Consider the following 21133-nt stretch of genomic DNA (forward strand, 5'->3'; position numbering starts at 1 on the left):
ATCTACGTAATCAACATATGCCTGTGCATGTTTTTATCTTATGAAATATGCTACAGTAAAGGGTTTATATGAAAAGTACAGATAGGGTATCTTTTTTGTCTGTCGTTATACCTGAATTAGAAGTTAAATAACTGAACAAAAAAATACCAGGCTATGAAAAGGAACCTATTCATTACAGCTACAGTATGTCTGCTATTTGGCCTTCTCCAATCATGTGGCGGAAATAACTCGAAAAAAGCAGAAACAGACAGCGCCCAGAAAATTAATGAGACCGTAAAGCCAGTGGATGAAAAGTCCTCCAAATTTGCGGTGGAAGCTGCAAACGGTGGAATGTCAGAAGTAGCCATGGGTAAGCTGGCTCAGGAAAAAGCCACTAATCCTCGCGTAAAAGCTTTTGGTACCATGATGGTAAATGACCATACCAAAATCAACGACGAGCTGAAGTCGCTGGCTGCTACATTGAATGTTACGCTGCCTGCATCAATTAATCCGGAGGAACAAAAACATCTGGATGAACTGGCAAAAAAATCAGGAAAAGATTTCGATAAGGAATATATTATGATGATGGTGGAGGATCACGATATGGACGTGAAAGCATTTGAAGAGGCTTCACAAAACCTTACCAACACTGATATTAAAGCGTTTGCTAACAATACGCTCGCTACTTTGAAAGTGCATCAGGATTCTGCCAAAGCCATCAAAGCTGCTTTGAAATAATGCCTTGCTAACGACAATGGATAAACGTTATTTTGTGTCCTGTGAATGACCCTGTTGTTTAGTGTGGAACTGCACACCATATCCTAAATAGCAAATCCCCGGAGCTTGCATGAAGGTCCGGGGATTCTTTTTTAATGCGGCAGTTTCTTTTCTAATAGGCCATAAAGCCAGGTGCCTGCAATAGCACTAAGCAATGTGATAACTACAACGGTAAACCCGCTGCCTATCTGTGCAAACAAAGGGCCTGGGCATGCGCCTGTAATAGCCCATCCCAATCCAAAGATTAGCCCGCCAAATATCTGACCCTTATCAAATTGTTTAGGGGCAATCACGATGGGATCACCTCCGAAAGTTTTGATGTTGTAGCGTTTGATGATTTGTATGGAAATGATGCCGGTAAAAATAGCGGTGCCAATAACGCCATACATATGAAAGGAAGTCAGCTGAAACATCTCCTGTATTCGAAACCAGCTGATCACTTGCGATTTCACCAATACAATCCCGAAGTATATGCCTGCAAACAGGTATTTAATATTTTTCATGTAGTTAGATAATATTTGAGAAGATCCATGGAAGAATAACATTGGAGCAGAGGAAACCACCAGCCATAAAGCACATGGTAGCTACCATGGATGGCCACTGCAAATTGGATATGCCCATTATAGAGTGCCCTGATGTACATCCTCCAGCATAGCGAGTACCAAATCCTACTAATAGTCCGCCCACAACAAAGAATACCAGACCTTTCAGGGTGAGTACATTACTCCAGTTAAATATCTCAGCAGGAAGCAGGTTGCTGTAATCATGCAAGCCATAGCCGGCCAGGCGTTGCTGTGTAGCGGCAGCTACTTCCACTGCATGCGGATCTTTCAGTAATACGCCGCCAATAAATCCGCCAATGGCTATACCAGCCACAAAAAAGAGATTCCAGGCTTGCTGTTTCCAGTCGTACCGGAAAAAAGAAATACCTGCGGGGAAGCAGGCAGCACAGATATGTCGTAAGGAAGAGGATATACCGAAAGGCTTATTGCCCAGCAACAGCAGGAGAGGGACGGTAAGCCCTATTAAAAATCCCGCGGGCAGCCAATGCCATGGTTGATTCAGAAGGTGCAGGAAAATCATTTTTTTCTTTTAAATTAATAAATTCCTGTGGCATAAATAAAAAGAGATTGCATTCTTCATGCAATCTCTTTTTATTAAAAAGTTGTAACCTGTTAGTGCAAAAGGTCGTTGTATTCCGGATGCCTTTTCATATAGGCATGCACGTAAGGACACAATGGCTTCACTCTCAGGTGATGCTCGCGCGCATAATCGAGTACATATTTCGCCAGTTGGGCGGCAATGCCTCTGCCTTCCAGTTCTGGTGGTACTTCTGTATGTACATAAGCAATAACGCCAGGAGATTCCACGTATTGGATAAATCCGATATGTCCTTCTACAGTAGTTTCAAAACGATGTTTCTCTTCGTTTTTAGTAATTGTTAGTTCCATATATAATTAGTTAGGTGGTTGCAGGTGGTTGATCGGTAAACTGGATTTTAGCATGGGTGCCATCGCAGTATGGTTTATTACTGGAGGCGCCGCATCTGCAAAATGCAGTCACTTTGTTTTTACGCGTTTCATTACCTTCGGCATCTTTCACGACAATGTTACCGTATACTAGTAGCGGCCCGTTTGGCAGTGGTTCTACTATGCTTTCAGCAGTGATCTCAGGTGCGATGCCACCTTCAGCCTGTGCGTCTGCATTCAGGTAATAGGTCAGGGCGCCTGAAGGACATCTTTTAACCTGATCAATGATACGCTGTGTAGTAGCGCCTTCTGCATTGATCCAAGGCTTGGACTGTGGGTTGAATACTTCCGGAAGCCCGTGGAAGCATACTTCAGAGTGCACACAAACGTTAGGTTTCCATACAATAGTCACCTCCCCGTTCGTGTATTTCTTGGTGATGTCTTTCATGATATTTTTCCTCCTTTTAATCTGCTTTGGTAATGATCTGAATAGGATTAGAAAGTACTTTGTGAATCGGGCATTGATCCGCTATCTGCATCAGCCTTTTGCGTTGCTCTTCATCCAGATCGCCTTTCAGGGTAATATTACGTTCTATCACAGTGGTAGTAGGATTTGGCTTCAGGTCCTTGTTGAAGTTCAATTCTACTTCAACATCTTCCAGCGGCCAACCTTTTCTGGCTGCATACATTTTTACGGTAATGGCCGTGCAAGCGCCAAGACTGCTGAGCAACAGCTCTCCAGGTTGGGGGCCGGTATCACCGCCACCTACATTTTCAGGCTCATCTGCCAGCCAGCGATGTGATCTTGCATCCACAGATACCTGGTATGGGATATTGCCAATTGATACTCTTACAATATTATCTTCCATATATATATTTTCCTGCTGCTTCCTTATCAGCATTCATATTCAGCTTTTAAATGAATCTCCCAGCCATTTGCTGGCCAGCGTAATATCTTGCTGTGTGAGATTGTGACCTGTTTCCAGTTCATGCAAACTAACGTTAAAGCCATTTGCTTCCAGCAAGGAGGCATACGCATTAGTAGCTGCAGGTACTACCGTGTTATCCTGCATGCCTGTACTCATAAATACAGGTTGGGCCTTCTCCGTTTCAAAGGGATCCTCTATACCATGCAAAGGTTGCATAGGTCGGAATAATGCAGCGCCAGCAAGCAATTCAGGGTACAGCATTAATATAGCGCCCGCAATATTTGCACCATTGGAATAACCCACTGCAATCAGTTTATCTGCATCAAATCCTTTTTCCAGCGATAATTCTTTCAGAAAATGCACCATCTCATGTGTTCTGAAATGAACGTCTTCTTCATCAAAAACACCCATGCCTAATCGTTTGAAAAATCGCGGCATGCCGTGCTCCTGAGTATTACCACGTAATCCCAGCAGGTTATACTGCTTGCCGATACGCTCGCCTAATGGCAGCAAATCTGTTTCATCGCCACCGGTGCCGTGTAATAACAGCAACGTATACCCGTTACTGTTATCAGCTGGTTGCCAGATATATTGTAATGGTTTAAAATCCATGTTTAGTCCAGCTTTATTAATCTACTTTCTATTTCGCTGCGCTGCGCTTCAAATTGCTCCGGTAACATCAGGTGAGTACCCAATTCTGCCACCGGCTCGTCTACCGTGAAACCTGGCTGGTCTGTGGCCAGTTCAAATAATACGCCTCCTGGTTCACGGAAATATACTGATCTGAAATATTTTCTGTCTAATTGTGCGGTAACGTGCAGGCCTCTGTCTTCCAGGATCTGCCTGAGTTCCAGCTGTGTGGCATCATCTTTTACACGAAATGCTACGTGATGAACACTGCCACCGGCAACATGCCCGCGTTGTTCGCCTTTGGCTTCTACCAGGTCAATATAACCTCCTTTTTCTCCGTTAGGGCCCTGAAAGCGATAACGATTCGTATGATTCTTTGCCAGCTCATATCCAAATACAGATACCAGTAAGTCTGCTGTTGGCTGAATATCTTCCAATGTAAGGGTTACATGATGAAACCCTCTGGTAGCCACATCTTCGCCGATTTCTGCGGTTACCCACGGTGTCCTTTCGTCATTTGTTTCCGGTACAGTCAATTCTATTTTCAAACCATCTCTGTCCAGAAAAGTAAGATATACATCTCCGAATTTGGAGGATGGTTTGTTGTAGATGATATTTTCTTTGTCCAGCCTTTTCAGCCAGAATTCAAGACTGCCTTCGGGAACGCTGTAACCAATTTCTGTGGCCATATGCGTGCCTCGTCTGCCAGTCATAATGTCTTCCCAGGGGAAGAATGTCAGGATGGTACCTGGTGTGCCTTTCTCATCTCCATAATAGAAATGGTAGGTATTAGGATCGTCAAAATTGACTGTTTTTTTAACAAACCTCAGTCCCATTACTCTGGTATAAAAATCGTAGTTCTTCTTCGCATTTCCTGAGATCGCCGTTACGTGATGTATTCCTTCTATTTTACCCATAGTTCCTGTTTTTAATTAAAAGGTCCCGCGTGTTGGGCGGGACCACGGTTATGCTATTGTTTTTTCAGCATCTGTACTTCGCATTGAATTTTGACTTCGTCGCCAGCAACAGCGCCACCAGCTTCTGTTAAGGCATTCCAGGTAAGTCCGAAATCCTTGCGGCTGATTTTTCCGTGAACAGTAAAACCTGCTTTGGTATTGCCCCATGGATCTTTAACGACGCCTCCGAATTCAACGGCCAGCTTAATATTTTTTGTTACGTCCCGGATAGTCAGATCTCCATAAAGATTATAAGAACCGTCATGATCTACGTTCTCATATTTAGTAGCAGTGAATTTGATATAACGATACTTGTCTACATCAAAAAAGTCAGGAGAACGTAAGTGGCCGTCACGCTGTTCATTACCTGTGCTGACAGAATCCACATCTACCGATACATTCACTTTAGCGGTCATGAAATCTTCATCTTCTGTTTCTGCATCTACGGTAAATGAATTGAATTTCCCGCTGATATTCGTGATCATCAGGTGTCTGATTTTGAAACCCAGTTCGCTGTGATCTGCATCTGATACCCAAGTTGTTTTTGCCATGAGTGAAAGTGGTTTTATGATAAATTAAATATAACTTTTTTATTACAGAGATGTATCCTTTAGCTAAACAAGCCCGGAGTTTTATTGTTCATCCGTTTATGTACCAAAGGTCTTGATTTAACTCTTGCCCGGAAATGGACTTTTTAAAGTTAATCATGCACAAAATGTACCTCTTTAAAGATAAAGAATAATATACATGTCAGATACTTATCTATCTAATCTTCAACTTTTTTCGAATAATACAAACATTATCCATGAATAATTGTTTATCTGTCGGGAGTCTATCCAACAGGCGCCGCTGTTCTGAAAAAAATACGTATGAAACAAATACCGGTCATCTTTTTCCCACTCATCTGCACTGTTGCCGCCTCTGCCCAGGAAAATGGGCGAGAACTGACGTTGAAGGACTGTTACCGGATTGCCAAACAGGGTAACGTAGTAGTGCAGCAAGCGCAACACTCTCTCAAAGCCAGACAGTATACACTCGAGGCGAATAATCGTGCATACTACCCTAAAGTTGATCTGCTGGCTGGTTACAACTATCTTGGCAAACCATTGAAAATAAACCTTCAACAGGTAAAAGATGGTGTGGTAAATGGTTCTGCAGCACAAAGCGCTAATACCGCCAATGAGGTCTATCATCAGGTAACAGGCCAGGATTTGCCACAGCCGGTCAAAGACAAAATATCTGATGCTACTAAAACCATTATCAACGCTTTTTACCCGGACTATAATCCCGAACTCACCAAGCAATCTTACTTTACGGCAGGCTTATTTCTTCGCCAACCTATATATATGGGTGGGAAGATAAGCGCAGCCCAGGACCTCGCACAAGCCAACGTTAAAGCTGGTGAGTTCAATCAGCAACTGGTAGAAAAAGAACTTAGCTTCGGTATCAGCGCACAATACCTACGCATACTTTACCTCAATACCATCATGGCTCATGAGACTGTGATAGTAGACGCATTCCGGAAAAACAGGGACTACGCCACCTCTCTGAAAGATAACCAGATATTACCGCCTTACCTGCTCAACTGGGCGCGTGTGGCTTATATCCAGGCTACTAATAGGTATGCCAACCTGGAGCTGGACAAACAAAATGCTCTGCTGGAACTGAATAAACTACTCGGGCAACCACTGGAAACCCCTATAACGATTACGGATACACTCCGTTACAACGATTATAACCTTAGCAAGGATACAACCCTGGATCTGGAAAATAACGCCACCTACCGGTTGGTAGAAAATACCCAGGCACAGGCGCAAGTGGCGGTCAAAGCCACCAGATCTCTGTCGATGCCCAATATCTTTGCCATTGGCAATGTAAACCTTTACCAGAAAGATCTCCCTGTGACAGTGCCACCATGGCTGATAGGTGTAGAAATGCAATGGAATATCTTCGATGGTTTCTCCCGTGTAAAGCGTACCCGCGCTAGTCAGCAACTGGTTGAAGAAGCCAAGCTCGCCGCCGAAAATACCAAGTCAAGCCTGGAGCTTCGCCTAGCAATAGCCAGAAATAAAATGACTGCCCTACGCAATACAGTGGCTAGCCTCGACTCCGCGCGGCAGCAATCCCGGCTTACCACTACGCTGATCACCGATCGTATGCAAAATGAATTGTCGTCTGTAAAGGATGTCAATGATGCATTGCTGCTAGAAGAGGAAATGGAGAAAACCTATTATACCGCTGTACTGGGTTATTACCTAGCTATGGCCGAGTACTGGAATGTCCTCGGAACCCCTGAGGAATTTGCTGTTTACATTGATGGAACGAAATAAACGTAATCTAATGAGTAATTTCTTTAAGAACTATTGGGCCTTGCTGGTACCTATTGTTATCATCCTGATAGCGCTGTTCTTTTTTGTGAAGAGGCCTGCAACGCCGGACAACAGCGTAATAGGGATGGTGGATGCTGATTACGTGGATGTAGCTGCAGAATTCCCAGGCAGGTTAGATAGCCTGCTGGTAAAGCAGGGCGATACTGTTAGCAGAGGTCAGCTACTTGGGGTACTGCGTTCCACCGAAATCAACGCTATCAGAAATCAGGCATTGGCAGCCATCGATGCGGCACAGAGTCAGCTCACACTACTGCAGAAAGGCGCCCGCCCCGAAGTCATCAAGGCCGCAGATAATCTCTATAAAATTACCCAGGACCAGTATGAACTCATGCAGAAAACCTACAAACGCATGGAAAACCTCTGGAGTGATGAAGTTATCTCCGGACAAGAGAAAGACCTGGTATATTTCAAACTGCAGGCTTCCAAAAAAGAAATGGAAACGGCCAAACTGAATATGGATATGCTGGAACAAGGAAGTCGCCCGGAGCTGATTACCGCCGCTGCGGCCATTCTGCGCCAGGCAAAGGAAGGGTATGAGCTCACCAAATCACTGGCAGACAAAACGTATATCCATGCGCCCAGCGATGGTATTATTAATTCTATGGTCATAGAAGAAGGAGAGATTGTATCTATTGGCTATCCATTAATAACTATTCAGAAACCAGGTACCTACCACGTACGATTTAATATACGTCAGGATCAGATGGATAAGCTGAAAACCGGCACTGTAGTACAGATGACAGTTCCCGGTTGCAACCCCGAAAAGTTCGATGCAAAATTAGAAAAGGTAGCACCTTCCCTCACTTTTGCTAACTGGGTACCTGTAAAAGCAAAAGGAGAATTTGAGCTGCGCACCTTCACCGTTGATTTCAAACCTGTAAATGAGTCGGCCATCGCTGGGTTGCGCCCTGGCATGACAGCCTCCATGGACCTGCCATGATAGCTACCTGGAAAATATTTCTTCGCGAATGGAAGCGTATACTAACGCTGCCTGTCCATTATATGGTGTTGCTGATTGTGCCTACAATCATCTGCGTCGTATATGCTTCTATTTATAATAATAAATTCGCGAAAGACTTGCCTGTGGCTATCTGGGACGAGGCACACTCCCCATTGTCCAGGCAGCTCACTTTCATGCTGGAAGAAACAGAATCAATACATATTGTCACACAAATCAATAACCAGGGGGAACTGGAGAAGCTGATGAAAGAAGGCAAGATCCAGGCTGCTGTTCATTTCCCTGCTACCCTTGATAATGATATCAAGAGCCGCCATCCTGTAACAGTAACGGTATACGCCAATGCTGCGTCTCTTGTTACCAGTAAGCTGATTTATAAAGATGCGGCGCAGGTGATTATTACCGGATCTTCCGGTGTGATCCTGCAGAAGCTGGTGAAAAAAGGTATGCCTCAAGGCCGCGCTATGGCATTGGTACTGCCGGTTAACATGCACGGCTATACGTTGTATAACCCACGCTATGATTATCAGGCCTACCTTGTACCAGGGCTGATAGCCGTGGCGCTGCAGATGATGATCATCATGGTGGCTGTGCTTACGCTAAACTATGAAGTTAATACCAATACTGTAGATGACTTGCTTCAAACCTCCGGTGGTTCTGCTTCTGCGGTCATCACAGGGAAATCATTGGCACATCTGTCTGTAGCCTGGGTAAATTATTTGCTGGTCACTTTTATAATGTTTCCCATTTTTGCAGGCGGACTAATAGGCTCCAATGGCCCGCTGTTCGTGATGTATACGTTACTCGCTGTCGCTTGTATCGGCGTAGGTATGATGGTGAGCGCAGTGGTAGATGATGTGATGGTCGCCTGTGATGTAGGACTGTTCTATACTTCGCCGGCATTTGTATTCAGTGGCTTTACTTTTCCACGTTGGGCCATGCCCTGGTATGACCAGTTTTACGCCTATCTCATGCCGTTTACGCCTTTCCTGGACTCCTTCTTCAAGGTTTATTTCATGGAACTGCCGTTGAAATATTGTTATACAGAGATCAGTCACCTGATGATTTTTATAGTAGTGACCTACCCGGTAGCCATCATTGTTTACCAGCGAAAGATGAATAAAACAGCCTTGCAACATGTCTGATTTCATTAGTAATATAGGTAAGGTTTTTCTGAGAGAAACAAAGCTGATCGCCAAAGATCATAGTCTGCTGCTAACCTTGCTGCTGGCGCCTTTGATTTATGCATTCTTCTATGGCAGCATCTACGCCTACAAAGTAGAGGAGAAGGTGAAACTAGGTGTGGTGGATGAAGACAATACCAGTCTTTCCCGCAAATTTGTGGAGCAGGTGGGTAATTTGCAGATCACCGATATCTCGCGTATGCGGAATATGCAGGACGCGCAGAAAAGCATGTACCTGGGCAATACCCAGGGTTTTTTGTTTATCCCAAGAGGTATGGAGAAGGATGTACTGGGGCTGAAGCAGGCAGATATTGTGCTGGCAGTAAATGGCGCCAGGTTCCTGCCTTCCAGTGAGCTGACGATGGGCATTACTAATATTGCCATGGCAGTGGGTGCAGGCGTGCGATTGCAATACAATGAAAAAAAAGGTAATAACTCGGAAATAGCCATGCGGGAGGCTATGCCTGTAAACCTGGACTATAGGCCTTTATATAATACCCGTAGTAGTTATGGCGGCTTTCTGTTGCCAGGGCTACTGGCATTGATACTTCAGCAAACATTGCTGATAGGCCTTGCAGAAAGTGTGGCCCTGGACAGGCAGCATAAGCAAATTCCGCAATTGTTGGGATTGTCTGGCAACAGCCTCTCTACTGCTTTGTGGGGTAAAGGCTTGTTCTATTTTATCCTCTTCTGTGGCTATGCAGCATTCTTTATGACGGTTAACTACCGGACGTTCGACATCCCGTTCCGTGGACATCCGTTTGATGTTTCCGTTGCATTTGTATTATTTATATTGACGCTGATCCCAATGGGATTTCTATTGGGAACGCTTTTCAAAGGACAGCTCCTGACGGCCCAGCTGATGGTATTCTCCACTTATCCGTTTTTCCTGCTGAGTGGCCTAGCCTGGCCGTATGATAGCCTGCCGCTGCTGATGCAGGGATTATCTTCGTTGTTGCCAACGACACCGTTCATGAAGATTTATGTGTCAATTGTGCAAACAGGGGCCAGGTTAGGGGACAATGAAGGGGCTATTATTCACTTGATGGTATTGTGGATATTTTATGTAATGCTTGCCCTGTGGCGACTCTCGGTGATTAATCGCCGTCAGCAGGCTATGGTGGCCGCTGTGTAGGTATTTGTAAGGTTAGGGTCAATGCAATATCTTTGTTGCAGGATGTATGCAATTGTTGATATAGAAACCACTGGCGGACATGCCAGTGCAAATGGAATTACGGAAATCGCCATATATGTTTATGATGGGAGAGAACTGGTGCAGCATTATGAAACACTGGTGAACCCTGGTATACCGATCCCGTATTATATAACCACGCTCACAGGTATTTCCAATGAGATGGTAGCGGATGCGCCGCCATTTTCCGCCGTGGCCCCCATGATATTTAGTCTCCTGAAAGATAACATCTTTGTTGCCCACAATGTCAATTTCGATTATTCCTTCGTCAGATATCACTTACAGGAAGCGGGTTTCGATCTGCAATCAAAGAAATTATGTACCGTAAGATTGGGTAGGAAGATTTTCCCGGGTTTGCCTTCGTATAGTCTGGGAAACATTTGCCGCCATTTCCAGATACCTATAAATGGCCGCCACCGCGCCGCTGGCGATGCAGAGGCCACTATGAAGCTATTTGGACTGATGTTACAAAATGATACATCCAACGCTATTGCCGGTGCATTGAAAGGTGGCTCCAAAGAACAATTTTTGCCGCCAAACCTGCCACCAGAGCAGGTGAAATTACTTCCTTCCATTCCAGGTGTTTATTATTTCCATGACCAGAAAGGAAAGGTAGTTTATGTAGGCAAGGCCAGAGACCTGAAGAAGCGTGTCAACAGCCACTTTACGGGCAACAACCCTGGCCGGCAGCGTCAGAACTTTTTACGCACCATTCATAGTATCACCTATCAGCCTACCGCCACGGAGCTGATGGCCTGTATCCTGGAGTCCGTAGAAATAAAGCGATTATGGCCACCCTACAATACCTCCCAGAAACATGTAGAGTTCCGTTATGGATTCTATCTCTTCGAAGATCAGTCGGGATACCTGCGCCTCGCCATTGAAAAAAGACGTAAACACAGCCATCCTGTTCATAGTTTTAATATGTTGGTAGACGGACATCGGATGTTAAGAACGCTTATACGTGAGTTTGAACTATGTCCTATCCTTTGTTTCCTGCAAAAAGAGGAAGGAACTTGTGCTGGCATTACCGCACAAACCTGCCATGGCGCCTGTAAAAGAGAAGAAGAACCTGCTGTTTATAACGCCCGTGTAATGGCAGCTATTGGTTATCTGCAACAGCAGCAGCCATCAGTAACCATTATCGACAAAGGCTTACAGCCAGGAGAAAAAAGTTGTATCCTCATGGAAAAAGGGAAGTTCTATGGTATGGGATATTTTCCAGAACACCTGGAAACAGATCATCTGGCTATCAGGGAATACCTGACACCATACCCGGAAAATGAAACGATTATTGGTCTGTTAAGACCTTATGCATCGGGAGTTTCCGCAGAATTATAAGAAAAAATCCTCGCCAGGTACAACAAGTCATGTGTTTCGTCTTTACTTTTGCACCTCGTAAAGTGTCTAAATCTTTATTATTAATAATTCTTATTCATGTTAGAGTCAAAATTCAACCTGCCAGGTCAAACTGCTTTCTATAAAGGGAAAGTACGTGATGTATACACCATTGAAGATAAACTGATGGTAATGGTGGTAAGCGATCGTATTTCTGCATTTGATGTGGTATTACCTCGTCCTATTCCGTATAAAGGTCAGGTGTTGAACCAGGTAGCCTCCATTATGCTGGAAGCTACAAAAGATATTGTTCCTAACTGGGTAAAAGCTACTCCGCTGCCTAACGTCACCATTGGTCTGAAATGTGAAACTTTCCCAGTGGAAATGGTGGTTCGTGGAAACCTCACCGGTCACGCCTGGAGAACTTACAAATCCGGCCAGCGTGTACTCTGTGGCGTTACTATGCCTGAAGGGCTGAAGGAAAATGATTTCTTCCCTTCGCCTATTATCACGCCTACTACCAAAGCACATGAAGGGCATGACGAAGATATCTCCCGCGAAGAGATCCTCGCCAAAGGCCTGATCAGCAAAGAAGATTATGAGCAGCTGGAAAAATACACACTGGCATTGTTCCAGAGAGGTAAAGAACTGGCAGCTAAACATGGTCTGATCCTGGTAGATACCAAATATGAATTCGGTAAAATAGGCGATACGATCTATGTAATTGATGAAATTCATACACCAGATTCTTCCCGTTATTTCTATGCAGAAGGTTATGAAGAGAACCAGAAAGCAGGGCAACCACAGAAACAACTTTCCAAGGAGTTCGTTCGCGAATGGCTGATGGCAAATGGTTTCCAGGGAAAAGATGGTCAGGTAGTACCTGAAATGACAGATGAATTCGTTAGCACTGTAAGCGCACGTTACATTGAGCTGTTCGAAAATATCACTGGTCAGAAATTTGTGAAAGAAGATGTTTCTTTTGAAGATGCACAAGCGAAAATCGCTGCAGAGCTGAAAAATCTCCTCTAAGAACTGCATTTATAATATAATTACGGGGCTGCATATGCGGCCCCGTTCCTGTTTGTTACCATTGGTAAAATCGCTGCTCCCCGAATCCTTTAAAGTCCTATTTTTGTTGTCAAATAGTTAGGCTTTTGAAACATTTAGGCGCACTTAATAAATACTTTCTCCAGAACAAATGGCGGTTAATCCTGGGATTGCTGTTTACAGCCATCTCCATCATTTTTAGCGTTACCCAACCTATCATGGTAAGGCAGATCTTTGACCTGCTTTCCCACAACCTGGACGAATACCGATTATTAGAAGATACAGGACTCAAATCCGCATTCAGAGGTAGTTTTAGCCAGGTGTTGGCCTTTTATGGCATCAGCATCCTCATTTTCGCTTTGCTCAGTGGCTTCTTTCTTTTCTTACAAAGACAGACATTGATCGTAATGAGCCGCCATATCGAATATGGCCTGAAAAATGAGATCTATCAACACTACCAAAAACTAGACCTTAACTTCTTCAAGATGCATCGTACCGGCGACCTCATGAGTCGTATCACAGAGGATGTTTCCCGTGTACGCATGTACGTTGGCCCTGCCATTATGTATGCTTCCCGCACACTATTCATGATTGTTATTATCATCTGGCTGATGGTAAGAGTAAATCCGCTATTAACGCTGTATACCTTATCGCCACTGCCGTTTCTGGCACTCACCATTTATTATGTCAATCGAATTATTCATAAGAAAAGTGAACGCATACAGGCGCAGTTGTCTGGTATTACGTCTATCGCACAGGAATCTTATAGTGGTATCCGTGTAATAAAATCTTATGTACAGGAAGATGCCAGTAGCAAACATTTTGAGGAAGCCAGCGAAGATTATAAGCTGAGTTCTATTAGTCTCGCCAAGACCGACGCCTTGTTTCAGCCAGTGATGGCGTTGATGATCGGGTTGAGCGTTATTATTACCATCTATGTAGGTGGGGTGCAAGTAATAGCAGGAAACATTACCGTAGGTAACCTCGCGGAATTTGTGATTTATGTAAATATGCTGATGTTCCCATTCTTTTCAATTGGGATGGTGGCTAGTATGATACAGCGTGCAGCAGCCTCACAGCAACGCATAAACGAATTTCTGAAGATTGAGCCTACAATTCAGAATCTGCCAGGCGCAGTAGCAAAGGATATCGATGGTGATATCAAATTAGAAAATGTCACTTTTACCTACCCGCATACAGGCATTACGGCAGTAAAGGATTTCAATCTGCATATCAAGGCCGGACAAAAAGTCGCTGTAATTGGCCGTACTGGCTCTGGAAAGAGTACGTTGGCCCAGCTGTTGATACGTATGTACGATCCGCAGGAAGGGAAGGTAAAACTAACGGATACGGATATCCGAACAATGCCATTGGAAAATCTCCGTAATCAGATTAGCTATGTGCCACAGGATGTGTTTTTATTCTCTGACACGGTGGCAAATAACATACGTTTTGGTGATCCATCAGCAGATATAAATGTGGTACAATCCGCGGCGCGACAAGCATCCGTAGAGAAGGATATTCTTGGTTTCAAAGAAGGTTTCGAAACAGAAATAGGAGAGCGTGGGGTGACACTAAGTGGTGGTCAGAAACAGCGTATATCCATTGCACGTGCCTTGATTAAAAACCCTCACCTGTTGATTTTTGATGATTGTCTTTCAGCAGTAGATGCCCGTACGGAGAAGGAAATCATAGGTAACCTGTATGCCTATCTGAAGGATAAGACGGCCATTATCATAACGCATAGAATCTTTGCCCTGTTTGAGTTTGATAAGATCATTGTGATGGAAGAAGGACGTATTGCGGAATCAGGAACACATGAAGAATTATTATCATTGAATGGCTATTATGCCGAGTTATACACACGTCAGCAGACCAACGAAGATGACCCTGTAAGTGAATCATAATCACTGTCTTGTATATACGTTGTAACAGCCATTGGGGGCTGCCTTTTATGATTTTTCAAAATCATTTAAAATTATTTTGATATTTGTAAAACAATAGTATATTTGTTCCTTATTGAAACAGGATTTGATTCGTTAACACTTAAATCTATCAACTGTGGCGTACGACAACAACAATCAACAGGAAAGAAACAATGATAGCATCTTTTCTAAACGATTGAAAGCGGGCAAAAGAAGGACGTACTTCTTTGATGTTAAGACCACTCGGGGAAACGATTATTTTCTTACTATCACAGAAAGTAAGAAACGTTTTAATGACAACGGTTATGACAGGCATAAAGTGTTCCTGTATAAGGAAGACTTTAACAAGTTCCTGAACGCGCTGACCGAAACCATCAACTACGTTAAAACTGAGTTGATGCCCGATTTTGATTTTGATGCCTACAACCACGATTATGTGCAGGAAGACCAGGACGACGCCGAAGGTGCTGAGATTTCAGCAGCTCCCGTAACAGTTTCTGTAGAGGCTTCAACACCTTCTTCACATGCAGCCGATGATGTAGACAAATGGTAATCTGAACTTATTTTATCATAAAATAAATTAGACCCCCGGATTTTTCCGGGGGTTTTTTTATTTCCTTATTACGCTTGATTTTCTTTTTCTCTGTGGATTGTAAAGAAAAAGAAAATCCCCTGAATTCCGCGATACAGAAGGCATCACGGAATTCAGGGGAAAGATTAAAGTACTTAATGTTATATCATTAATAACGCTTCTGTATTACTTTCTCATCTGCTTAAATGCATTGATCAACCCATTGGTACTAGCATCATGATTAAGCACCAGTTCTTCATTTTGCAACTCAGGCAGGATCTTGCTGGCAAGTTGTTTTCCCAGTTCAACACCCCACTGATCAAAGCTATAAATGTTCCAGATAACGCCTTGTACAAAGATCTTATGCTCGTATAATGCGATCAGAGAACCCAGTGTATACGGGGTAATCTTTTTTACCAGGAAGGAGTTGGTAGGGCGGCTGCCCGTGAATACTTTGTAAGGCAGTACACGTTTGATTTCATCTTCTGGTGTATTGGCTTTCTTCAACTCTGCCAGTACTTCTTCTTCAGTTTTGCCATTCATCAGCGCTTCTGTTTGTGCGAAGAAGTTAGACAGCAATTTTACATGATGATCACCAATAGGGTTGTGGCTGATCGCTGGTGCGATGAAGTCACAAGGAATGATTCTGGTGCCCTGATGGATCAGCTGATAAAACGCATGCTGACCATTGGTGCCTGGTTCGCCCCAAACAACCGGACCGGTTTCATACTTAACGTCAACGCCTGTACGATCTGTATGCTTGCCATTACTTTCCATATTGCCTTGTTGGAAGTAAGCTGCGAAGCGGTGCATGTATTGATCATATGGTAGGATAGCTTCTGTTGCAGTATCAAAGAAGTTACCATACCATAGTCCGATTAATGCCATAATCGCCGGGATGTTATTTTCCAGCGGTGTTTCTGCGAAGTGTTTATCAACAGTATGCGCGCCCGATAACAGCTGAATGAAATTGTCGTAACCAATGGTGAGTGCGATAGACAACCCAATCGCGGACCATAAGGAATAACGGCCACCTACCCAGTCCCAGAACTCGAACATATTGTTAGGGTCTATACCAAAAGCAGTAACGGCTTTTTCGTTGGTAGACAATGCCACAAAGTGTTTGGCGATATATTTTTCATCTTTCGCATGCTCCAGGAACCAGTCGCGCGCTGTATTGGCGTTGGTCATAGTTTCCTGTGTAGTGAAAGTTTTAGAAGCAATCAGGAATAAAGTTTCATCAGGGGTGATGAGCTTCAGCGTTTCCGCGATATGTGTACCATCAACGTTAGAAACAAAGTGAGGTTCGATACCTGGCTTCCAGTAAGGTTTCAGGGCTTCTGTCACCATTACCGGACCGAGGTCGGAGCCACCGATACCGATGTTCACGATATAACGTATAGGCTTACCCGTATAACCTTTCCATTCGCCGGAATGAACCTGGCGACAGATATGATCCATCTTGTTGAGCACTGCTTCTACATCAGGCATTACGTCTCTGCCTTCTAACATCACTGGTTTGCCGGAGAAGTTACGCAGTGCGGTATGCAGTACAGCGCGGTTTTCAGTCGCGTTTATTTTCTCTGCATTGAACATGGCTTTGATAGCCTCTTTAACGCCACATTCTTCGGCCAGTGATAACAGCAGGCTGCGAGTTTCTTCAGTGATCAGGTTCTTGGAATAATCAAACAGAATATCTTCCAGCTGGAGAGAAAAAAGATTGAATCTTTCTTTATCTACAGCAAACAAAGTGCGCATTTGCACTTTTTTCATTTCTTCAGCATGTTTCTGTAGCTGTTGCCAGGATTTGGTAGCAACTGGATTAATTGATGGGAACATAGTAGTGTATATTAATGCGCGCCAAAATTAATACTTTACGCGAATGATTTCTGTTTCCTTATTAAATGCCATGAAATAGTAACTGCAATAAGCCCTATTCCCATGATACAGGCATGTATGATGCTGAATTCGTCCGGGAGTCCATCCGTTTGTCTTTTAGAGATAATACCATACAATGCCCACACAGTAACAAGTGCATACATGATATTGTTGCGGTATAGTACCATCAATACCGTTGCCAGCGTAGCAATGGCTGTAAGCAATATGGTAATCCAAATTTGAGCATGGTGGCTGCCTGCCCAGTCTTCATAGGCAAGTAATGAGCCTACATTACCAAGTATGGCAACGGCCATCCAGCCAAGGTATATACTGAAAGGAAATTCAATAAATATTTTTTCTGATGTGCTGGCGGATGGATTTCTGATGCCAAAATTGCGATGTATCATTACCAGGCAGCTGGTCTGTATCAATACCAATAATAAGGAAAGGGAAATGATTTCATAATGCCAGGCAAATAACCAGCCGGCGTTGATAATACACGAGAATATAAACCAATGATCCATTCGGCGCATAAATGCACTAAGTTTATCGAACCTGCTGGTAGAAAAAGCAAGTACCTGTTGGTAAATCGTAAAAGCAGCCAGGCACAGATAAATGACAGGCCAGATCATAAAGGTGAAGTCTGCCGGTGTAAAAAGGCAAGGATAGTTATCTGATACTTCGGCTGTTGTCAGACCATTGATCGGGAGTGCTACTGCCAGAATATTTGCAGCGAGCATAATGATAAAAGCAATACTGTTAAATATCGACCGGTTCTTGTAATGTAGGGCATCATGGGCTTGCATAATGAATAGCCGCTTTTTATTATATGAAGATCTTGAGCGCCAATAATTTCCACAAATATTATGCTAAAAAGTATGTTATAAGTTGCAATATAATTGCAGCATATATATCAATTGCTATTACATTAGCAGAATTGTACATTTTTACCTACATTTGCGACCTATGACAGCAGAGCAACTTAAAGCTATGAGGGATCGTCTTCACGTCCTGGGAGGTTTTCTTTAACGTCCCTGACCGATTAGCTAAAATAGAAAACGACAAACAATTATCTCTGGCCCCAGGATTCTGGGACGATAATGCCAGAGCAACTTCCATCCTGAAAGAAATTAAGGTAAACAAATATTGGGTTGACCTTTATGACAATGTGCACACCGCAATAGAAGACAGCGCTGTGCTCAATGATTTTTTCAGAGAAGGGGAAGCAACCGAAGAAGAGGTAGATCAAGCCTACAAGGCCGCACAGCTGGCATTGGAAGACCTGGAATTTAAGTCCACCTTAAACCAGCCTGAAGATGAGATGCCTGCTGTACTTACTATCAACTCCGGCGCAGGTGGTACTGAAAGTCAGGACTGGGCAGAAATGCTCCTGCGTATGTATCGTATGTATGGCGAGAAACAGGGATGGAAAGTCTCTGAAATCGACACGCAATATGGTGATGGAGCTGGTATCAAGTCGGCAACGCTCGAGTTTGATGGTGACTTTGCTTATGGTCACCTGAAAGCAGAAAGCGGTGTACATCGCCTGGTACGTATATCTCCTTTTGATTCGAATGCGCGCAGACACACCTCATTCGCCTCCGTATATGTGTATCCGTTAGTGGATGATAATATCGAGATTGCAGTGAATCCGGCCGACCTGGAATGGGAATTCTACCGTTCTGGTGGTAAAGGCGGACAAAACGTGAACAAGGTGGAAACCGCAGTGCGCCTGAAACATATTCCTTCAGGAATCATCATCGAATGTCAGCAAGCACGTACGCAGGGTGAAAACCGTGAGAAAGCATTAACCATGCTGAAGTCACGCCTCTATGAAGAGGAACTCCGCAAACGTGAAGAGCTGAAAAATGCCGCCAACGCCAACAAACGTAAAATCGAATGGGGCTCTCAGATCAGATCATACGTATTCCATCCGTATAAAATGATCAAAGACCACCGTACCGAATACGAAGTCGGAAACGTAGGCCCGGTAATGGATGGAGAGCTGAATGGATTTATTAAGGCATATCTGATGATGCAAAAAGAAGAGGACAATAATTAATAAGTATCCACTAATAATTAATAAGCCTCAACAGGTTACAACAACTAACTTTGCAGCGTAAAACTGCACGCGCATTATTATTTATTTGAAACAACAAAATCTTACCAGATGAATACAGGATATTTTGACTACGCAGCGCCAGCTAATGAGCCTGTTTACAGTTATGCTCCAGGATCTCCGGAAAGAGCTGCCCTCAAGAAACAACTGGCAGCATTTAAAGCCGAAACTGCCGATATTCCAATGTATATCGGTGGAAAAGAAATCCGTACCGGCAAAACTGTTGATCTGCGTCCTCCTCATGAGATCAAACATAAACTGGGACATTTCCATGAAGGAGATGCCTCACACATAAATGATGCTATCAAAGCAGCCCTGGATGCTCGTGAAAAATGGGCAAACATGGACTGGGAAGCACGTGCTGGTATCTTCCTCCGCGCCGCTGACCTGATCGCAACCAAATATCGCTACCACATGAACGGTGCTACCATGCTCGGCCAAAGCAAAAATGCTTACCAGGCCGAAATTGACAGCGCTTGTGAACTGATCGATTTTCTCCGCTGGAACGTGCATTACCTCAGCGAAATTTATCGTCAGCAGCCGGTGAGCTCTCCAGGTATACATAACAGAATGGAATACCGTCCACTGGAAGGTTTCGTACTGGCTGTAACACCATTCAACTTCACCGCTATTGGTGGTAACCTGCCTACTTCGGCTGCTATGTGCGGTAACGTTGTAGTTTGGAAACCTGCCAATACACAGGTATTCGCCGCTCAGATGTTTATGAAAATACTCATCGAAGCTGGTCTGCCTGCAGGTGTGATCAACCTGGTTTATGCGAGCGGTCCACTCATCGGTGAAATCTGCTTCTCCAACCCACACTTCGCTGGTATACACTTCACCGGTTCTACAGGCGTATTCCAGACCATGTGGAAGACTATCGGCGAAAACATCCACAAATACAAAACATATCCTCGTATCGTGGGTGAAACCGGTGGTAAAGACTTCGTACTGATCCACAAATCGGCTATTCCTGCAGTGGCAGCGACTGCACTCGCTCGTGGCGCATTTGAATACCAGGGCCAGAAATGCTCTGCAGCTTCACGCGCTTACCTGCCTAGCAATATCGCTGACGAAATCAAAGGTCAACTGCTCGCTGATCTCAAAACCATGAAAATGGGTACCACAGAAGATTTCAGCAACTTCATAAACGCAGTGATCGACGAACGTTCTTTTGATAAGATCGCTAAATACATCGACAACGCTAAGAAAGACCCCGCAGCGAAAATTATCGCAGGTGGAAACTATAGTAAAACTGAAGGTTACTTTATCGAACCTACTATCATCGAGACTACAGATCCTAAGTACGTGACCATGTGCGAAGAAATCTTCGGGCCAGTACTGACCATCCATGTTTATGATGCAGAAAAGTTCGAAGAAATCATGGAAGTTGTTGACCACACATCTGAGTACGCACTCACTGGTTCTATCATCGCACAAGATCGCTATGCAGTAGAACTGGCAACCAGAAAACTGGTTAATTGTGCAGGTAACTTCTACATCAACGACAAACCAACCGGTGCAGTCGTAGGCCAGCAGCCATTTGGCGGCGCCCGCGCTTCCGGCACCAACGACAAAGCAGGTTCAATGCTAAACCTCTATCGTTGGCTCTCTGCCCGTGCAATTAAGGAAACTTTTGTACCTCCTGTAGATTACAGATATCCTTTCCTGAACGAGGCATAGTAACATGAAATGTTCATGATTAATTATACAGGCGATCTCTACTAAGTAGAGATCGCCTTTTTTTCTGCTACCATCTTAAAATTCAGGTATTTCCTTATCTTTCTC

The 21133-nt window shown here is 44.0% G+C and carries 21 protein-coding genes; 11 read left to right on the top strand and 10 right to left on the bottom strand.

The window, feature by feature from the left end; translation table 11 throughout:
• Positions 1-153: 153 nt before the first annotated feature.
• Positions 154-717: a DUF4142 domain-containing protein gene (locus ACE38W_RS21735; RefSeq protein ID WP_375834643.1), complete on the top strand. Its 564-nt coding sequence runs from the start codon at positions 154-156 to the stop codon at positions 715-717.
• A gap of 131 nt (positions 718-848) precedes the next feature.
• Here the strand turns inward: ACE38W_RS21735 and ACE38W_RS21740 are convergent, their stop codons facing one another.
• The 8 genes from ACE38W_RS21740 to ACE38W_RS21775 form a co-directional block, all read right to left on the bottom strand.
• Complete coding sequence (locus ACE38W_RS21740) at positions 849-1259, bottom strand: DUF6691 family protein (RefSeq protein ID WP_375834645.1); 411 nt, start codon at positions 1257-1259, stop codon at positions 849-851.
• A gap of 4 nt (positions 1260-1263) precedes the next feature.
• Positions 1264-1839 (bottom strand): YeeE/YedE family protein, encoded by a 576-nt coding sequence (locus tag ACE38W_RS21745; protein ID WP_375834648.1) that lies wholly within the window; start codon positions 1837-1839, stop codon positions 1264-1266.
• Between the two features lie 92 nt (positions 1840-1931).
• On the bottom strand, positions 1932-2207 hold the full coding sequence (locus ACE38W_RS21750; RefSeq protein ID WP_375834651.1) for a GNAT family N-acetyltransferase: 276 nt from the start codon (positions 2205-2207) through the stop codon (positions 1932-1934).
• A gap of 10 nt (positions 2208-2217) precedes the next feature.
• Positions 2218-2673: a (4Fe-4S)-binding protein gene (locus ACE38W_RS21755; RefSeq protein ID WP_375834653.1), complete on the bottom strand. Its 456-nt coding sequence runs from the start codon at positions 2671-2673 to the stop codon at positions 2218-2220.
• A gap of 16 nt (positions 2674-2689) precedes the next feature.
• The gene (locus tag ACE38W_RS21760) at positions 2690-3127 is read right to left on the bottom strand and encodes an OsmC family protein (protein ID WP_375834656.1); all 438 of its coding nucleotides are present in this window, start codon (positions 3125-3127) and stop codon (positions 2690-2692) included.
• Between the two features lie 6 nt (positions 3128-3133).
• Positions 3134-3766 carry an alpha/beta hydrolase gene (locus tag ACE38W_RS21765; RefSeq protein WP_375834659.1) on the bottom strand — a complete coding sequence of 211 codons (633 nt, stop codon included), beginning with the start codon at positions 3764-3766 and terminating at the stop codon, positions 3134-3136.
• A gap of 2 nt (positions 3767-3768) precedes the next feature.
• Positions 3769-4701, bottom strand: a complete 933-nt coding sequence (locus ACE38W_RS21770) for a ring-cleaving dioxygenase (RefSeq protein ID WP_375834661.1) — start codon at positions 4699-4701, stop codon at positions 3769-3771.
• A 53-nt stretch (positions 4702-4754) separates the two neighbouring features.
• Positions 4755-5291: a YceI family protein gene (locus ACE38W_RS21775; protein ID WP_375834664.1), complete on the bottom strand. Its 537-nt coding sequence runs from the start codon at positions 5289-5291 to the stop codon at positions 4755-4757.
• A 318-nt stretch (positions 5292-5609) separates the two neighbouring features.
• Between ACE38W_RS21775 and ACE38W_RS21780 the strand changes: the two genes are divergently transcribed.
• From ACE38W_RS21780 to ACE38W_RS21815, 8 genes are all read left to right on the top strand, one after another.
• The gene (locus ACE38W_RS21780) at positions 5610-7070 is read left to right on the top strand and encodes a TolC family protein (protein ID WP_375834666.1); all 1461 of its coding nucleotides are present in this window, start codon (positions 5610-5612) and stop codon (positions 7068-7070) included.
• 10 nt (positions 7071-7080) lie between these two features.
• Positions 7081-8070, top strand: a complete 990-nt coding sequence (locus ACE38W_RS21785) for an HlyD family secretion protein (RefSeq protein ID WP_375834668.1) — start codon at positions 7081-7083, stop codon at positions 8068-8070.
• Positions 8067-9233, top strand: coding sequence for an ABC transporter permease (locus tag ACE38W_RS21790; protein ID WP_375834670.1), 1167 nt, complete (start codon positions 8067-8069; stop codon positions 9231-9233). The genes ACE38W_RS21785 and ACE38W_RS21790 overlap by 4 nt, the downstream gene beginning before the upstream one ends.
• Positions 9226-10407, top strand: a complete 1182-nt coding sequence (locus ACE38W_RS21795; protein ID WP_375834673.1) for an ABC transporter permease — start codon at positions 9226-9228, stop codon at positions 10405-10407. The genes ACE38W_RS21790 and ACE38W_RS21795 overlap by 8 nt, the downstream gene beginning before the upstream one ends.
• A 42-nt stretch (positions 10408-10449) precedes the next feature.
• Positions 10450-11805 carry an exonuclease domain-containing protein gene (locus ACE38W_RS21800; protein WP_375834676.1) on the top strand — a complete coding sequence of 452 codons (1356 nt, stop codon included), beginning with the start codon at positions 10450-10452 and terminating at the stop codon, positions 11803-11805.
• A gap of 96 nt (positions 11806-11901) precedes the next feature.
• Positions 11902-12834, top strand: coding sequence for a phosphoribosylaminoimidazolesuccinocarboxamide synthase (locus tag ACE38W_RS21805; RefSeq protein WP_375834679.1), 933 nt, complete (start codon positions 11902-11904; stop codon positions 12832-12834).
• 125 nt (positions 12835-12959) lie between these two features.
• The gene (locus ACE38W_RS21810; RefSeq protein WP_375834682.1) at positions 12960-14759 is read left to right on the top strand and encodes an ABC transporter ATP-binding protein; all 1800 of its coding nucleotides are present in this window, start codon (positions 12960-12962) and stop codon (positions 14757-14759) included.
• A gap of 154 nt (positions 14760-14913) precedes the next feature.
• Positions 14914-15330 (top strand): DUF3276 family protein, encoded by a 417-nt coding sequence (locus ACE38W_RS21815; RefSeq protein ID WP_375834685.1) that lies wholly within the window; start codon positions 14914-14916, stop codon positions 15328-15330.
• 204 nt (positions 15331-15534) lie between these two features.
• Here ACE38W_RS21815 and pgi read toward each other — a convergent pair whose 3' ends face one another.
• A complete protein-coding gene (pgi, locus tag ACE38W_RS21820) occupies positions 15535-17187 on the bottom strand; it encodes a glucose-6-phosphate isomerase (RefSeq protein WP_375834688.1) in 1653 nt (550 codons plus the stop codon).
• Positions 17188-17222: 35 nt separating this feature from the next.
• The gene (locus tag ACE38W_RS21825; RefSeq protein ID WP_375834690.1) at positions 17223-18032 is read right to left on the bottom strand and encodes a hypothetical protein; all 810 of its coding nucleotides are present in this window, start codon (positions 18030-18032) and stop codon (positions 17223-17225) included.
• A gap of 160 nt (positions 18033-18192) precedes the next feature.
• Between ACE38W_RS21825 and prfB the strand changes: the two genes are divergently transcribed.
• Positions 18193-19288, top strand: a protein-coding gene (gene prfB / locus ACE38W_RS21830) for a peptide chain release factor 2 (RefSeq protein WP_375834693.1) whose coding sequence is annotated in 2 segments (ribosomal slippage) — positions 18193-18252 and positions 18254-19288 — 1095 coding nt in all. Because the reading frame shifts where the segments join, the coding sequence is not laid out codon by codon here.
• 108 nt (positions 19289-19396) lie between these two features.
• Positions 19397-21028 carry an L-glutamate gamma-semialdehyde dehydrogenase gene (pruA, locus tag ACE38W_RS21835; RefSeq protein ID WP_375834695.1) on the top strand — a complete coding sequence of 544 codons (1632 nt, stop codon included), beginning with the start codon at positions 19397-19399 and terminating at the stop codon, positions 21026-21028.
• Positions 21029-21133 lie beyond the last annotated feature (105 nt).

The organism is Chitinophaga sp. Hz27 (assembly GCF_042263525.1).
Taxonomy (GTDB): Bacteria; Bacteroidota; Bacteroidia; order Chitinophagales; family Chitinophagaceae; genus Chitinophaga.

Coding starts and splice junctions, on each gene's coding strand:
- ACE38W_RS21775 (WP_375834664.1), bottom strand. CDS start 5,291: ATGGCAAAAACAACTTGGGTATCAGATGCAGATCACAGCGAACTGGGT.
- ACE38W_RS21825 (WP_375834690.1), bottom strand. CDS start 18,032: ATGCAAGCCCATGATGCCCTACATTACAAGAACCGGTCGATATTTAAC.
- ACE38W_RS21800 (WP_375834676.1), top strand. CDS start 10,450: ATGTATGCAATTGTTGATATAGAAACCACTGGCGGACATGCCAGTGCA.
- ACE38W_RS21805 (WP_375834679.1), top strand. CDS start 11,902: ATGTTAGAGTCAAAATTCAACCTGCCAGGTCAAACTGCTTTCTATAAA.
- ACE38W_RS21780 (WP_375834666.1), top strand. CDS start 5,610: ATGAAACAAATACCGGTCATCTTTTTCCCACTCATCTGCACTGTTGCC.
- ACE38W_RS21745 (WP_375834648.1), bottom strand. CDS start 1,839: ATGATTTTCCTGCACCTTCTGAATCAACCATGGCATTGGCTGCCCGCG.
- ACE38W_RS21750 (WP_375834651.1), bottom strand. CDS start 2,207: ATGGAACTAACAATTACTAAAAACGAAGAGAAACATCGTTTTGAAACT.
- pgi (WP_375834688.1), bottom strand. CDS start 17,187: ATGTTCCCATCAATTAATCCAGTTGCTACCAAATCCTGGCAACAGCTA.
- ACE38W_RS21765 (WP_375834659.1), bottom strand. CDS start 3,766: ATGGATTTTAAACCATTACAATATATCTGGCAACCAGCTGATAACAGT.
- ACE38W_RS21740 (WP_375834645.1), bottom strand. CDS start 1,259: ATGAAAAATATTAAATACCTGTTTGCAGGCATATACTTCGGGATTGTA.
- ACE38W_RS21735 (WP_375834643.1), top strand. CDS start 154: ATGAAAAGGAACCTATTCATTACAGCTACAGTATGTCTGCTATTTGGC.
- ACE38W_RS21785 (WP_375834668.1), top strand. CDS start 7,081: ATGAGTAATTTCTTTAAGAACTATTGGGCCTTGCTGGTACCTATTGTT.
- ACE38W_RS21770 (WP_375834661.1), bottom strand. CDS start 4,701: ATGGGTAAAATAGAAGGAATACATCACGTAACGGCGATCTCAGGAAAT.
- ACE38W_RS21760 (WP_375834656.1), bottom strand. CDS start 3,127: ATGCTGATAAGGAAGCAGCAGGAAAATATATATATGGAAGATAATATT.
- ACE38W_RS21790 (WP_375834670.1), top strand. CDS start 8,067: ATGATAGCTACCTGGAAAATATTTCTTCGCGAATGGAAGCGTATACTA.
- ACE38W_RS21755 (WP_375834653.1), bottom strand. CDS start 2,673: ATGAAAGACATCACCAAGAAATACACGAACGGGGAGGTGACTATTGTA.
- ACE38W_RS21795 (WP_375834673.1), top strand. CDS start 9,226: ATGTCTGATTTCATTAGTAATATAGGTAAGGTTTTTCTGAGAGAAACA.
- pruA (WP_375834695.1), top strand. CDS start 19,397: ATGAATACAGGATATTTTGACTACGCAGCGCCAGCTAATGAGCCTGTT.